The organism is Pantoea sp. ACRSB (assembly GCF_022346905.1).
GTDB classification, from domain to species: domain Bacteria; phylum Pseudomonadota; class Gammaproteobacteria; order Enterobacterales; family Enterobacteriaceae; genus Pantoea; species Pantoea piersonii.
Window position 1 is genome coordinate 134,921 of record NZ_JAKRNL010000001.1, and the last position, 14,064, is coordinate 148,984.

The 14,064-nt window shown below is 56.8% G+C and carries 12 protein-coding genes; 9 read left to right on the top strand and 3 right to left on the bottom strand.

Annotation, left to right across the window (positions count from 1 at the left end; all coding sequences use genetic code 11):
- The first annotated feature begins 1 nt into the window (after position 1).
- The 6 genes from MHZ89_RS00665 to MHZ89_RS00690 all read left to right on the top strand — a co-directional run bounded on the left by MHZ89_RS00665 (position 2) and on the right by MHZ89_RS00690 (position 5,364).
- Complete coding sequence (locus MHZ89_RS00665) at positions 2-1,339, top strand: cytochrome c (RefSeq protein ID WP_311781443.1); 1,338 nt, start codon at positions 2-4, stop codon at positions 1,337-1,339.
- A gap of 219 nt (positions 1,340-1,558) precedes the next feature.
- Positions 1,559-2,575 carry an XdhC family protein gene (locus MHZ89_RS00670; RefSeq protein WP_311781444.1) on the top strand — a complete coding sequence of 339 codons (1,017 nt, stop codon included), beginning with the start codon at positions 1,559-1,561 and terminating at the stop codon, positions 2,573-2,575.
- Positions 2,572-3,141 carry a nucleotidyltransferase family protein gene (locus tag MHZ89_RS00675; RefSeq protein WP_311781445.1) on the top strand — a complete coding sequence of 190 codons (570 nt, stop codon included), beginning with the start codon at positions 2,572-2,574 and terminating at the stop codon, positions 3,139-3,141. Before MHZ89_RS00670 ends, MHZ89_RS00675 begins: the two co-directional genes overlap by 4 nt.
- Positions 3,142-3,196: 55 nt before the next feature.
- Positions 3,197-3,622 (top strand): hypothetical protein, encoded by a 426-nt coding sequence (locus tag MHZ89_RS00680; RefSeq protein WP_311781446.1) that lies wholly within the window; start codon positions 3,197-3,199, stop codon positions 3,620-3,622.
- 143 nt (positions 3,623-3,765) lie between these two features.
- Positions 3,766-4,014, top strand: coding sequence for a hypothetical protein (locus MHZ89_RS00685; RefSeq protein ID WP_311781447.1), 249 nt, complete (start codon positions 3,766-3,768; stop codon positions 4,012-4,014).
- A 453-nt stretch (positions 4,015-4,467) separates the two neighbouring features.
- A complete protein-coding gene (locus MHZ89_RS00690; RefSeq protein WP_311781448.1) occupies positions 4,468-5,364 on the top strand; it encodes an Rpn family recombination-promoting nuclease/putative transposase in 897 nt (298 codons plus the stop codon).
- 57 nt (positions 5,365-5,421) lie between these two features.
- Here MHZ89_RS00690 and MHZ89_RS00695 read toward each other — a convergent pair whose 3' ends face one another.
- Entirely contained in the window at positions 5,422-6,549 is a 1,128-nt protein-coding gene (locus MHZ89_RS00695; protein ID WP_311781449.1) for a beta-propeller fold lactonase family protein, read from the bottom strand.
- Between the two features lie 286 nt (positions 6,550-6,835).
- Here MHZ89_RS00695 and MHZ89_RS00700 point away from each other — a divergent pair, with 286 nt between their 5' ends.
- Both MHZ89_RS00700 and MHZ89_RS00705 read left to right on the top strand, forming a co-directional pair.
- Positions 6,836-7,576, top strand: coding sequence for a nitroreductase family protein (locus tag MHZ89_RS00700; RefSeq protein WP_311781450.1), 741 nt, complete (start codon positions 6,836-6,838; stop codon positions 7,574-7,576).
- 162 nt (positions 7,577-7,738) lie between these two features.
- On the top strand, positions 7,739-9,217 hold the full coding sequence (locus tag MHZ89_RS00705) for a catalase (protein ID WP_269949049.1): 1,479 nt from the start codon (positions 7,739-7,741) through the stop codon (positions 9,215-9,217).
- 60 nt (positions 9,218-9,277) lie between these two features.
- Here MHZ89_RS00705 and MHZ89_RS00710 read toward each other — a convergent pair whose 3' ends face one another.
- Positions 9,278-11,632 carry a membrane-bound PQQ-dependent dehydrogenase, glucose/quinate/shikimate family gene (locus MHZ89_RS00710; RefSeq protein ID WP_311781451.1) on the bottom strand — a complete coding sequence of 785 codons (2,355 nt, stop codon included), beginning with the start codon at positions 11,630-11,632 and terminating at the stop codon, positions 9,278-9,280.
- A 464-nt stretch (positions 11,633-12,096) separates the two neighbouring features.
- Here MHZ89_RS00710 and MHZ89_RS00715 point away from each other — a divergent pair, with 464 nt between their 5' ends.
- Positions 12,097-13,416 (top strand): MFS transporter, encoded by a 1,320-nt coding sequence (locus MHZ89_RS00715; RefSeq protein ID WP_311781452.1) that lies wholly within the window; start codon positions 12,097-12,099, stop codon positions 13,414-13,416.
- A 9-nt stretch (positions 13,417-13,425) separates the two neighbouring features.
- Here MHZ89_RS00715 and MHZ89_RS00720 read toward each other — a convergent pair whose 3' ends face one another.
- Positions 13,426-14,040 carry a glutathione S-transferase family protein gene (locus tag MHZ89_RS00720; protein ID WP_311781453.1) on the bottom strand — a complete coding sequence of 205 codons (615 nt, stop codon included), beginning with the start codon at positions 14,038-14,040 and terminating at the stop codon, positions 13,426-13,428.
- Positions 14,041-14,064: the final 24 nt, after the last annotated feature.

Here is a 14,064-nt window from a genome sequence, read left to right on the forward strand (position 1 = left end):
CATGACTATAAAAAGGCTCTGCCTGTTGCTGACGGCAACGCTGATCGTTGTGGCTGGCGTGCTGCTGTGGACGCTGCGCACGCCAGCGTCGCCTTTCGATAAGGCGACCTCGACTGAGGCGTCCGCATCGCCCGATCTTATCCGGCGCGGCGAATATGTCGCCAGACTCGGCGACTGCGTCGCCTGCCACAGCACGCCAGGGAACGCCCCCTTTTCCGGCGGTCTGCCAATGGCGACGCCGGCAGGAAAAATCTATACCACCAACATTACGCCTGACAAAGAGACCGGCATCGGCCGCTATTCGCTGGCCGACTTTGATCGGGCGGTACGTCAGGGCGTAGCGCGCGACGGGCATCGGCTCTATCCGGCGATGCCGTTTCCCTCTTATCAAAAGCTGAACGACGAGGATATCCGCGCCCTTTATGCCTTTATGATGCATGGCGTTCAGCCCGCCGCGCGGCAAAACCAGCCGACGGAAATCCCCTGGCCGCTTAATATGCGCTGGCCGCTGGCCTTATGGCGCGCCGCATTCGCCGCTGGCGCGCCTTATCAGACGGTGGAGAATCGCGACGAGCGCTGGAACCGGGGCGCTTACCTGGTCGAAGGCCCAGGGCACTGCGGCAGTTGCCATACGCCGCGCGGTCTGGCCTTTAACGAAAAAGCGCTGGACGCAACCAGCCCGGACTATCTGGCAGGCGCGCTGCTTGATGGCTGGTACGCCCCCAGCCTGCGAGGCGACGCCAGTAGCGGCATTAGCCGCTGGAGCGAAGATGACGTAGTGGCGTTTCTGCAAAAGGGTCGCAACCAGCACGCCGTGGTTTTCGGCTCGATGGCCGATGCGTTTAACAACTCAACGCAGTTTATGCGCGACGACGATCTGCGTGCCATCGCACATTATCTCAAGTCGCTGCCGCCAGGCAGCAATGACAGCGGCAAAGCCTGGCATTATCCGGCGCAGAATGAACAGGGCGCGAACCGCCTTCCCGGCGAGCAGACCTTTATCGCGCGATGCAGCAGCTGCCATGGCGCTGACGGTCGCGGACAGGCGCCCTGGATCCCGCCGCTGGCAGGCGCGACCTCTATGCAGGTAGAGGCCTCTTCGGCGATCAATATCGTGCTTAACGGATCAGCCCGCATTGTTGCCGATGGCGTTCCGGATGCCTACCGGATGCCGCCATACCGTAAACAGCTTTCCGACCAGGAGACGGCGGACGTGCTTAACTATATTCGATCCTCCTGGGGCAACGGCGGCGCGCAGACAACGGCAAAGGCGGTGGGAGAGATGCGTCAGCATACCGATCCCGCCAGCAGCAACGTTATTATTCTGCAAATGCGGTGAGGCTGGCTGATGCGCGCTGTTCAGACACCTGCGGCAGCGCGCATCAGTTATTTCCGTCCTGACTGTGACATTCGCGCCAGACGGACTAATTTTTATTGTCGGCCGCGCGCCGGTAAAGCGACACTATCTTCACCAACGTGCCAGACGTTAACAGGGCATCGTTGACTCTTTAACCGCCAGGGCACACCCTGGCTTAATCGCAGCCGGAGAGATCGGGTCATGCACAACCTTGATATGCAGGTATTGAACGCAGGATTGCAGTGGGTTGAGACGCATGAGGTATGGCTCTGTACGGTACTCTCTACCTACGGTTCTTCGCCGCGTCCGCCCGGTGCGATGATGATCATCCGCAAAGAGGGGCATCACTGCGGTTCGCTTTCAGGCGGCTGCGTTGAAGAAAGTTTTATTGAGCGCATCAATCAGAACGCGTTCCCGGCATCCAGTCAGGTGGTACGCTACGGCGAAGGGGGCTTTGAACCGGACAAGGCGCTTCCCTGTGGCGGCGTGCTGGATATTCTTGTTGAAAAGCTGCCGCCCGGCGCAGCCAGCCGCGCCTATCTGCAAAAAATGTATGATGCGCTGGTCGCCGCTACGGCGGTTAAAAAGAAGATTATTTTGCCGCATCCCTGTCATGCGCTGGAGCCAGCCGCCTATACCAACAGCACGCTCACTTACCGCGATGGCGCGGCGATAACGCTGACGCTCTCTACCGCGCCCAGACTGGTGATTGGCGGACTTTCCAGCGTAGCGGTGTTTTGCGCGAATTTTGCCGTCGCGCTCGGCTTCGAAACCATTGTTTGCGAACACCGGGAAGAGGCGCTGCAGAATATGGCTGCTTCGCTGGATGCGAACGTTACGCTGATTAAGCAGTTTCCCGCTGTTTATCTGGAGCGGGAAGGTTGCCATGCCGGTACGGCGATCCTGTCGCTCACTCACGATCCGCGCATTGACGATCTCACCATGATGGAAGCGGTGAATTTGCCTGCGTTCTATATCGGCGCGATGGGATCGAAAAAAAACAGCCTCAGAAGAAAAGAGCGGCTGGGCCAGTATGGGGATGTCGCGCCTGAGCAGATAAGCCGCATTCACGCGCCGGTAGGGCTGGATATCGGCAGTAAAACGCCCTCGGAGATCGCGCTGTCCGTTCTGGCGGATATTGTGCGCTATAAAAACGGCTGCGTGGAGGCGAGTGCGCCTTTAGCTGAGCAGACGTGGGAGCAGGGAAGTTTAATATGAGGATCGCCGTTCTGGTTCTGGCTGCCGGATTCAGCCGCCGCTTCAGAGAGAGCGGCGGCGAACATAAGCTGCTGGCTTCGCTCAACGGCAAGCCGGTCTTGCAGCACACGCTGGAACATGCCGCTGCTACGGGACTGGATCTCTTTGTGGTAACGCGGCCTGAAGAGACGGAAATAGCAGCGCTTATCAGTGCGGGACGCACCGTTATCTGCAACAGTCAGGGCACTGGCGACTCTATCGCAGCGGGCGTTAAAGCCAGCGCGAATTATGATGGCTGGCTGATTACGCTGGGCGATATGCCGTTTTTAACGGTTGAGAGTTTACTGGCCGTTGCTGATGCGCTGCGTCATGCGCCGCTGGTTCGCGCTGAAGTGAATGGCACGCCCGGCCATCCGGTGGGGTTTCAGCGCACGTTTTATCCTGCGCTTATTACGCTGTCAGGCGATACGGGCGCACGCGCTTTGCTACAGCGCGCGCCGTGTCAGGCAGTAAAACTCAAGGATCAGGGGTGCGTGCTGGATATTGATACCCGGTCAGATCTTCAGCGTTTTCTTCGCGCCCCGTAAGTTCGGGAAAAGGACCGGAAGATTACACATTTTTTATACAAGTGACAGGGGTATCATGATAGAAATCGTAAGTGGCTCAAGAACATTGCGTCTTTCGTCATTCGAAAGACAAAACACCCCAGATGCCCCCGCATATGACTGGATAAGCACATATGTTGAATATCAACTTCCTGAGTTAAAGACACAATATCAGGCATCATTTTGTGCTGGGGAGTTAATTGATTTTAGGAAAAATATAGCCTCTTTATATCAGGGATTGATTGATGGGAGTAAATTGCCTGATGTGGTCTTTGACAGCACTGAAAATCAGTTAAATCTTCGTTTTATTCCTGTGCCTTATAATTCTATCGTAGTTGAGTTAACGCTCAGACCTGAAAATCCCGCTGAAAGTGTCATCATAAAAGATTCATTTGGCATAGATCAGAGCTACTTTCCGGCATTACTGTCCGGCCTTGACGAGATGATTAACTGGCAGAACTGAACAGCTTTAATCAGATTTTGATTCAGTCGCTAATGTTTGAAACCAATTGATTTAGTTCGGGAACCTGTACTATGGCCTTAAAACTAACAGGATATGAGCAGCAAGACATCTTCTAGGTAATTCATTTACTTAGAGGATTAATTATGGCTGTAAAAAGCAGGGTGCGCGATCGGCTTCCCGATGGTCGCATGAAATCTTATCGTCGTGTTGGTTCACGTTTTACCAGCTGTTCCAGATGGTTTGATAAATCTCCATCCTGGTATCGCAATATGATGATGACCCGGCCAGAGCGTCGTGAAGTAAAAAAACTTCTTAATCAGGTCTTGCGTGGCCGTGATGCTGACGGTATCGCATTTCCAGTCAGCAACAAGCCGTTTGCTTGGTGGTGGTGAACATTTTTAGCCGCTAAAAAACGCCGGGCAGTGACAAAACGTGTTTTTGTTGCTGTCCGGGATTGAGCAGGCCAGGTAACAGACTCAGCGAATCATTTACCATCATGAGTAAAAATCGTGGCAGGCTATCCAGCGATGAGATGACCAGTGTGGTGGTATCAGCGCTTGAGAAGGAGCTTAATAACCAGGGAAATGACGACCGCTAAAACTGGGTTCTTCCTGATTCTATATAGGTGCACATAATGTATATTATGTTAAATGAGATATCAGTAACAGGCAGCGTAGGCTGTTCTGGATGCTTCCCTCTCGCCTTTTCTCCCTGAACGACCAGGCCCCCGTTTCAGAGTGAGCGTAAATTTGCGGGCCGCCTCGGCTGCTGCATGCTTTTCTCTTTCGCCGCGTATTGGGCTTCTGCTAAGGTCCGGCAGACAAAACGCTGGCGGAGGCTTCAGGATGAAGACCACTCACACGCCGCACGATGCGGTGTTCAAAACTTTTCTGTCGCACCCGAAAACCGCTCGCGACTTTATCACGCTGCATCTGCCGCCCGCACTGCTGGCCATCTGCGACCTGTCGACGCTCAGGCTTGAATCCGGCAGCTTCGTCGAAGATGATTTACGCCCTTACTACAGCGACGTGCTTTACTCCCTGAAAACGCGCAATGGCGATGGCTACGTGCAGGTTTTGATTGAGCACCAGAGTTCGCCGGATAAACATATGGCCTTTCGCCTGATGCGCTACGCCGTTGCCGCCATGCAGCGCCATCTCGACGCCGGCCATAAAAGATTGCCGCTGGTGATCCCCATTCTGTTCTATCAGGGCAAGCGCAGCCCTTACCCTTATTCTCTCTGCTGGCTCGATCTATTCAGTGAAACTGAGCACGCCGCTGCGCTGTATAGCGGTACGTTCCCGCTGGTTGACGTAACCGTCATTCCCGATGAAGAAATTATGCACCACCGCAGCATGGCCGCGCTGACCCTGCTGCAAAAGCATATTCGCCAGCGCGATTTAGGCAGCCTGCTCGATCGGCTGATAACGCTGATGCGGACTGAATTTATGACCAGACAGCAGGTAATCGCGCTGGTAAACTACATGCTTCAGGTCGGCGAAACGCCGAATCTGGAATTAACCCTTAGCGAACTGGCGCGGCATGTGCCACAGCATGAGGAACAACTGATGACCATTGCGGAACAGCTGGAGCAGCGAGGCATGGAAAAAGGACGTCAGCTGGGCAAGCGTGAAGCTAGCCTGGAAATTGCCAGAAATATGCTGAAAAGCGGTCTGGATAATGCCTTAGTGATGCAAATGACCGGCCTGACCGAACAGGAGCTAAAGCAGCTCCAGCACTGATCGGGCACGGAGAAGAACCGCGAGCTTACGCGGTTCTTCTTATATTCATCCTTCCCGCTACTTATTAACGCTCACAATACTCACCCAGTTGGCATCCCGACCAACCGGCGCTTCGGCGACGCGTCGCAGCGCTCCGCTCTCTTTTGCAATGGCGTAGCTGCCAATCACCGCGCTCTTTTCGCCGCTGGCGATTAACCAGCGCCCGTCTGGCGTCACCGCGATGCCGCGCGGCTGTTTTTCTACCGGCCAGCTGTCAATAAGCTGCAACTTCCCATCCTGCTGGCTGACGCGATAGCCCGTTACCGTACTGCTGGTACGTTCCGAAACATACAGAAAGCGCCCGTCTGGCGTTATCTTGATATCGGCGGCCCAGATACGCGGCGTCGTGTCGTTATAGCTGGCCGTACGTTCCACGCCGTACTGCAAATGATATTTTTCCGCCACCGCGCTGGGATATTCCGCGATTTTCTGCAGCGCGCCGTCCGGCTGGCGGGCAAACTGGGTAATCCTGCCGCTCATCTCTCCGATGTTATAGAGGTAGCGATTATCCGGTGAGAGCGCTGAATGCCGCGGCCCGCTTTTCTCTTCCGTCGCGGCAAAACCTTCGCCAACAGGCGTCAGCTGGCCATCCTGATGCAGCGCGAGCTGCAGGACGCGATCGGTGCCCAGCACCCCAACATAGGCAAAGCGGCTGGTCGCATCGACAATCACCGAATGCGCGGCATGGCCGGTTTTAACCTCGTCGACGAAAGGCGCGACGACCTTCCCGGTCGCACTCAGGCGATACACATGCACCACGCCGCTATCGTAAGAGGCTGCCAGTAAAAAGCGCCCTTGCCTGTCCAGGCTAATATAGGGATAGCTTGCAGCGGCGGCACTCTCTGACGCAGGCGTTAACGCGCCGGTCTTGCTGTTAACAGACCAGCTCACCAGCCGCATCGGCTCGCTGCGCACAGCGGCATAGAGCGTTTTATTATCGGGGCCGATCGCCATCGGCATAACCTTGCCGCCCGCTGGCGTTTCGCCAAGGCGCTTCAGCGCGCCGGTTTGCTCGTTTAAGGCGTAACGCGCGATATTGCCATCGTCCGCTGCCGAAACGTAGACGAAGGTCTGCGCCAGCAGCGAACCGCTACAGGCCATGCCCAGCAGGAGAAGCGAGTGGCGCAGCGCCAGAATTTTATTCATTTGTCACCTCAGTAGAGTCAGGATTACCGCTCCAGATATACGCAGCCGGATGCAACGTGGTGATGTGTAGCTGCCTGAGGCATATTGTGTGTTTGCCCAAAACGCCAGCGCATTCAAAATGTTGCACAATTGTAACATTTTGCCGTTAATGCAGAAATGTGTGCTGGCTCACTGCCGGTAAATCCTCTAATCCTCTAAAAACCCTTCAATTATCAGCAATGACCAATGCGGTTAAATCTGGCCCTGCCCGAACCTGCTACTCTTAGCCTCCACATCTGGAGGATCCATGAATTCACTAATTGATATTTTTACCAGCCATAAAAGCGAACGCAGCTTTACTGAACAACCGGTTGACGACGCGATTCTGGATCGCATTATCAGCACCGCTTACCGCGCGCCGACGTCAGTCAACTCGCAGCAGGTTTCCGTTGTGGTGACCCGAGATGCAGCGAAACGAGCAGAGATTTCGCGGATCGCCGGTGGCCAGCCGTGGATCGCTAAGGCGCCGGTGTTTCTGACGTTCGTGCTGGATATGCATAAATCCCGCGTAGCGATGGAGGCAATCGGTCGCGAGCAGATCGCTCAGCAGAGTATCGAGAGCATCGTTTCCGGCTCTACCGATGTGGGTATCGCGCTTGGCTCCGTTATGGCTGCAGCGCGCGCGGAAGGCCTGGGCATTGTGCCGATTGGCGGCATCCGTCGCGAGCCTGAGGCGCTGATTGAGCTGCTGCAGCTGCCGGAATACACCTTCCCGGTGGCGGGCGTCGTGATCGGCTATGTCGATGAGCCGTCGCACCAGAAGCCGCGTCTGCCGCTGGAGACCTTCCGTCACGAAGAGACCTACCGCAGCGAAGGTCTGGCGGAGAAAATTGCCGGCTACAATCAGGAGATGGTGCAGCACTGGCAGAATATCGGCCGTTCCGACGGCGAAAGCTGGAGCGAAAGCGTCAGCGGCTATTATCAGAACATCTACTTCCCGCACGTGCTGGGCGCGCTGAAAAAACAGGGCTTCGGCACCGACAAATAATTATCGCCGCGCTCAGGCATACCGCCTGAGCGTCGCCCTCCTCTGCGCTCGCTCTTTTTTCGATCTCCGCCTTTCGCAATCATCAGCATTCTGCTACGGCAGACATGGGATTCTTAACTACGCTTAATCATTGCTATATCCCTATAAAAATGGAGAGAACCCATGAGCAATGATGAGCGTAAACCGACAACGACGGATGCTGGTATTCCCGTTGCCAGCGATGAACATTCACTGTCGGTCGGCCCTGACGGCCCGCTGGTATTGCATGACCACTATCTCATTGAGCAGATGGCGAATTTCAACCGCGAACGCATCCCGGAGCGTCAGCCGCACGCGAAAGGTAGCGGTGCGTTCGGCTACTTTATCGTGACCGATGACGTCAGCAAATATACCAAAGCCGCCCTGTTCCAGCCCGGCACGCGCACTGACGTGCTGCTGCGCTTCTCTACCGTCGCGGGCGAGCGCGGCAGCCCGGATACCTGGCGCGATCCGCGCGGTTTCGCCCTCAAGTTTTATACCACCGAAGGCAACTACGACCTGGTGGGCAACAATACGCCGGTCTTCTTTATTCGCGATCCGATGAAGTTCCAGCACTTTATTCGTTCGCAAAAGCGCCGCGCTGACAACAACCTGCGCGATAACGACATGCAGTGGGATTTCTGGACGCTTTCGCCGGAGTCCTCGCATCAGGTAGCCTGGCTGATGGGCGACCGCGGCATTCCGAAAACCTGGCGCCATATGAATGGCTACTCCAGCCACACCTACATGTGGGTGAATGCCGAGGGCGAGAAATTCTGGGTGAAATACCATTTTCACACCGACCAGGGCATTGAGTTTTTGACGCAGGAAGAGGCCGATACGCTCGCCGGAAAAGATATCGACCACCACACGCGCGACCTCTTCTTCTCCATTAAGGAAGGCAATTTCCCGAGCTGGACGCTCTACATGCAGATCATGCCGTTCGCCGAAGCGGAAACCTATCGCTATAACCCGTTCGATCTGACCAAAGTGTGGCCACACGCCGACTATCCGCTGATTAAAGTGGGCAAGCTGGTGCTGAACCGCAACCCGACCGATAACCACGCGCAGATCGAACAGGCGGCCTTCGAGCCTAACAACCTGGTGCCCGGTATCGGCCTCAGCCCCGATAAGATGCTGCTGGGACGCGTCTTCTCCTACGCTGACGCGCACCGCCACCGCCTTGGCGTCAACTATAAGCAGATACCGGTTAACGCGCCGCAGTCTCCGGTCAACAGCTACAGCAAAGATGGCGCAATGCGTATTCACCCGGTTTCCGATCCGGTCTATGCGCCGAACAGCAAAGGCGGCCCGGCGGCGGACGGCGAGCGCTATCCAGATGACGCCACCTGGCACGCCAGCGGCGATATGGTGCGTTCGCCCTACACGCTGCGCAAGGATGACGACGATTTCGGTCAGGCCAATACGCTGATCAATAAAGTGATGGATGATGCGGCGCGCGATCGGCTGGTCAATAATGTGAGCGGGCATCTGCTTAACGGCGTAGAGGAGCCGGTGCTGTCACGCGCGTTTGAATACTGGCGCAATATCGATCAGGCGATTGGCGACAGGATCGCGCTGCGGGTGCTGGAGGAACGTTCGAAGCGACAGGCGCAGGCGTAATTCTGCATAAAAAAAGCGCCCGAACGGGCGCTTTTTCGTTATCTGCGCGATGCGTTACTGCTATTTCAGGCGGAACGCCACCACGCTGTCACCGCTCTGGGTTCCCATCGAACCGTGGCCGCCAGCGGCAATCACCACATACTGCTTGCCATCTTTACCCATAAAGGTTGAAGGCGTGGCCTGCGCGCCTGCGCTCAGTTCGGTTTGCCACAGCAGCGCGCCGGTGGTGCTGTCATAGGCGCGGAAGAAGTTATCCGCCGTCGCGCCGTGGAACACAACATCTCCCGCCGTCACCAGCGGACCACCGTGTGCCACCATGCCCATCGGGAAACCGATCGGGAAACGACCCGGCAGGAAGGTGGTATTCAGGTTTTTCGTGTTGCCGACGCGGCGCAGCCATTCGGTTTTGCCGGTTTTCAGATCGACGCCAACCATACGGCCCCACGGCGGCGCGATACAGGGTATGCCCAGCGCTGACGAAAACTGCTGAATATGGATAGCGTAGTCGCCATGGAAGTTTTCGTTCCAGTAAGGCGAGCCATCCTTTGTAAACAGACGCTCGGTTTCGGTCGAGGGCGTGCGTTTAATCAGGTTGTACTTATAGGCCAGACGCACCGGCGCGGCAATCAGCAGCTGACGCTCTGGATCAACCGCGACGGAGCCCCAGTTAAATACGCCGAAATTGCCCGGAAAAATCAGTGAGCCCTTCTCTGTCGCTGGCGTCCACGGATTGCCGTCGTAGCGCAGCTCGTGGAAGTCGATACGGCAGCTCATCTGGTCAAACGGCGAAATACCCCACATCGCCTTTTCCGTCAGCGGCTGCGGAATAAAGTTCAGGCTGGAGACCGGCTGCGTGGCTGCGAACTTCTCGCCCTCGACGCCGCCTTCGGTCGATACCTTCACCTGGTTAACCGGATAGATCGGCTGACCGGTCAGGCGATTGAGCACGAACAGGTTGCCGGTTTTGGTCGGCAGGATGACCGCCGGCTGCTGGCTGCCCTGGTAGTCGATATCCACCAGCGACGGCTGAGACGGGTTATCGCGGTCCCAGAGATCGTGATTAGCGCTCTGATAACGCCATTTAAAGGCGCCGGTTTTCAGATCCAGCGCCACCAGCGCATCGCGGAATTTCTCCGTATTGCTGTTGGGGTCGCGCTCGATGCCCACTTCATCCGGCGAAGCGTTGCCGAAAGGCACGTAGACCAGGCCATTCTTCAGGTCGGCGCTCAGCGTCGCCCAGGCCACAGGCGTATCCTGCGGATAGATCGCATCCGCCGCAATCGGCTGGGTTTGCTCAGGATTGGCGGGATCGAAGTTCCACACCAGACGGCCCGTGGTCACGTCATAGGCGCGGATGACGCCGGACGGGTTGCCGCGGTTAAAGCCGTTGTCCATTACCGAGCCGCCGACAATCACCAGATTGCCTGCAACCAGCGGCGCTGACGTTTGCATCAGCGCATGCGGGCGCACTTCGCCCATATTGGCATGCAGATCGACCACGCCGTTCTGGCCGAAATCAGCGCATGGCTTGCCGCTGTCGGCATCCAGCGCCACCAGCTGCGCATCGGTTGTGGCGTTAAAGATACGCTTACGGCAGATGGCAGGCTGCGAGGCGCTGCTCTCCGCCACCGCGCTGCTGCCGTCATAAAAGCCGACGCCGCGACAGGTCTGGTGCTGCTGCATATAGGAGCGATCCTGCGGCGGCGCATATTTCCATTTCACCGCGCCGGTTTCAGGATCAAGCGCATGCACCTCGTTATGAGGCGTACAGAAGTAGAGCATGCCGTTAGCCTTCAGCGGCGTCGCCTCGAAGGTATACTCGGTAGCGTCATCACTTTTACGCAGATCGCCGGTGTGATAAGTCCAGGCCACCTCAAGGTTTTTCACATTGTCTTTGGTGATCTGATTCAGCGAAGAGAAGCGCTGCCCATTGGTTGAGCCGCCATAGGCCGTCCAGTCATTGCCTGCACCGGTCGAGGCTGAAGGCGCGCGCGCATTGGTAATGGTTCCCTGCTGCGGCAGCGGATCGTAAAAGCAGAGACCGATAACCAGGGCGATCATAATCACCACCGTGGAGCCCAGGAAAGGATGGAACTTGCGCTGGGTAAGCGGACGCACCACCCAGGGCAGCGCCAGCCACACGCCGAACAGACCAAACAGGTCGCCGCGCGGGATCCACTGCCATTTATCGAAGCCGACTTCCCAGACCGTCCAGAACAGCGTGATCCACATCAGCAGCGCGTACAGCGTTAAGGCGCTACGTTTATTGAGAAACAGCAGTATCGCCGCGAGCAGTAAGCCTGCGGCCATCAGCGCATAAAACGCACTGCCCCCCAGCAGCAGAAGCTTTCCGCCCATATAGAGCATCGCAACGGCGACAATCGCCATCACGATACTGGTTAGCTTGTTAACCATGATCCTTCTCTTCCTCATTCAAGGGTCGAAATAAAATAAATACACATAACTTCAACGTTATTTTAACTTAGGTAAATTTTTCGTAAAAACTGTTTATATACCAGATCTTAAGCAAGGCTAACGAATGAGGGACTGGCGAAGTGGGGACAAGCTCTCTGTCCAGAGGCGGGATGACCAGTACGCTACTGATATTGATAGCGCGCGGCTAATTAATTCCCCTGCTTTACCGCATCTTTTGTTCAGGCTGCTGTCAGAAAACTCACATTTACTTAACGCTGACCGGGCCTGGCAGGCATTCCCGACCTCAGAAAGCGGCTTTTTTGCACCCAGATGATGCGCCGACGCGTTTATTTCAACGCCAGATAAAGCCTCAGCCGCCTGAAACAGCCTGCCAGCCCGTTGTAAGAGATTCGGCATCAATCTTGCTTGTCTCATGCTGACCTTATTCATGCAGGAGAAGCAGTATGCAGCCGAGTCGCTATCGTTACGTTATTTTTTCACTGTTGTTCTTTGTCGCGCTGATCAACTACGTCGATCGCGGGGCGCTGTCGTTCGCCGCTAACGCCATCTCGCAGGAATATCACTTCAATAAAGTGCAGCTGGGTGCGGTGCTGAGCTATTTCGGGTTTGGTTATCTCTTCGGCTCGCTGTGCGGCGGATTCCTCGCGGATCGGCTTGGCACTCGAAAGGTGTGGCTAATGGCAGGCGTGCTCTGGTCGCTGCTGGAGATCGCTACTGCCTGGGCAGGCGATCTGGGTATGGCGCTGTTTGGCGGCTCGGCAATTATGGGGTTTGCCGCCCTGCGCATTCTGTTCGGCTTTTCCGAAGGCCCCGCCTATGCGCTGATGAACAAGGCGATCGCTCACTGGGCGCCGGATAACGAGCGCGGTTTCGCGCTGGGCATTGGCCTACTCTCTACGCAGGCCGGCTCGCTGTTAACTGCGCCGATTGCGGTCGGCCTGCTGCTGCTGACCCACGACTGGCGCATGATGTTTATCCTGCTGGGCGTTTTCTCGCTGCTGGCGATGCTGCTGTTTGCGCGTACCTTCAGCGACTCTCCCGATCAGCAGCCAGCGGTGAACGCGGCGGAGCGTGCGCTGATCCGTAGCGGCCAAGGCCAGGACGCGCATGACGATGCGCCGCTGCCCTGGTGGCGCTTCTTTACCAGCCGTACCCTGGTGTGTAATGCGCTGGGCTATTTCTCCTTTCTCTATATCACCTTTACGCTGGTGACATGGCTGCCGAAATACCTGCAGGATAGCTTCCATTACGATCTTCATTCGCTCTGGTACGTCGCCATGATCCCCTGGAGCGGAGCCTGCATTACCGTCCTGTTCGGCGGCCGCCTCGCCGATCGCCTGCTGACACGCTTTCGTAACCTGCGCGTGGCGCGCAACCTGTTTGCCGCCGTCACGCTGCTGGGCACCGCCTGCTGTTTTATGGCCATCCCTTACGTTGGATCGGCAACAGCGATTATTGCGCTGATGACGCTTGGCAACGCGCTGAATGCGATGGTCAATAACGTTTACTGGTCTGTGGTGATCGACGTGACGCCTAAAGCGTCCGTCGGCGCCTTCAGCGGCATGACGCTGGCTATCGCCAATCTTGCCTCGATTGTTTCGCCGATGCTGTGCGGCTGGCTGGCGGAGTATTACGGCTACAATGCGATGTTTACCGTAACCGCAGTGGTTGCGCTGGGCAGTATGCTGGCGATGACGCTGCTGCAGCCGGAGAAACGTCTTCAGCCGCAGAACGCGCCCGGCGTCGCGCAGCAGGCGCTGTAACAGCGGGAGCTACAGATGGTTGCGTGCGATCACGGTCTGTAGCTCTTCCCGCCTCTTGACGCGCTGCGCAATCGCCCACAGCTTCGGCGTGTTGGCCTGAAACCAGGCCTCGCGCGGTTGCCAGCTCACCAGCACCGGCAGATAAGCGTCGAGCAGCGTAATCTTATCGCCCAGCAGAAAAGCGCTCTCGCCGAGCTGCGACTCAAGCCAGCGATAGCCGCTTTCGCGATGGGCGTCAGTGCTCTGTTTCAGCTCCTCCGCGCCGGAAGCAGTCCAGCGTTGCGGGTAGTCGCCATAGGTAAAGGTGGGATAGATAGCGGCCACCAGCCACACCAGCCAGTGGTAAAAGCGATCGCGCTGCGCGCTGCCGACCGGCGGGAGCAGCGCAGGGTTGCGATCCGCCAGCATCAGCGCAATGGCAGCGCTCTCCGTCAGCACCGCGCCATCCTCTTTCTGCAAGACAGGTATCTGCCCCAGTGGATTAAGCGCCAGCAGCCGCGCGCGCGCTTCGCCTGGCTGGTCAAAACCGGACACATCCACCCAGTGATAAGGCTCGCGGCAAAGGCAGAACATCAGTTCGCTGATAGCCGATCCCCAGCCCGGTACGCCATAGAGCGTAAACATAGCGCTCTCCTGTTTGGGTTGCGA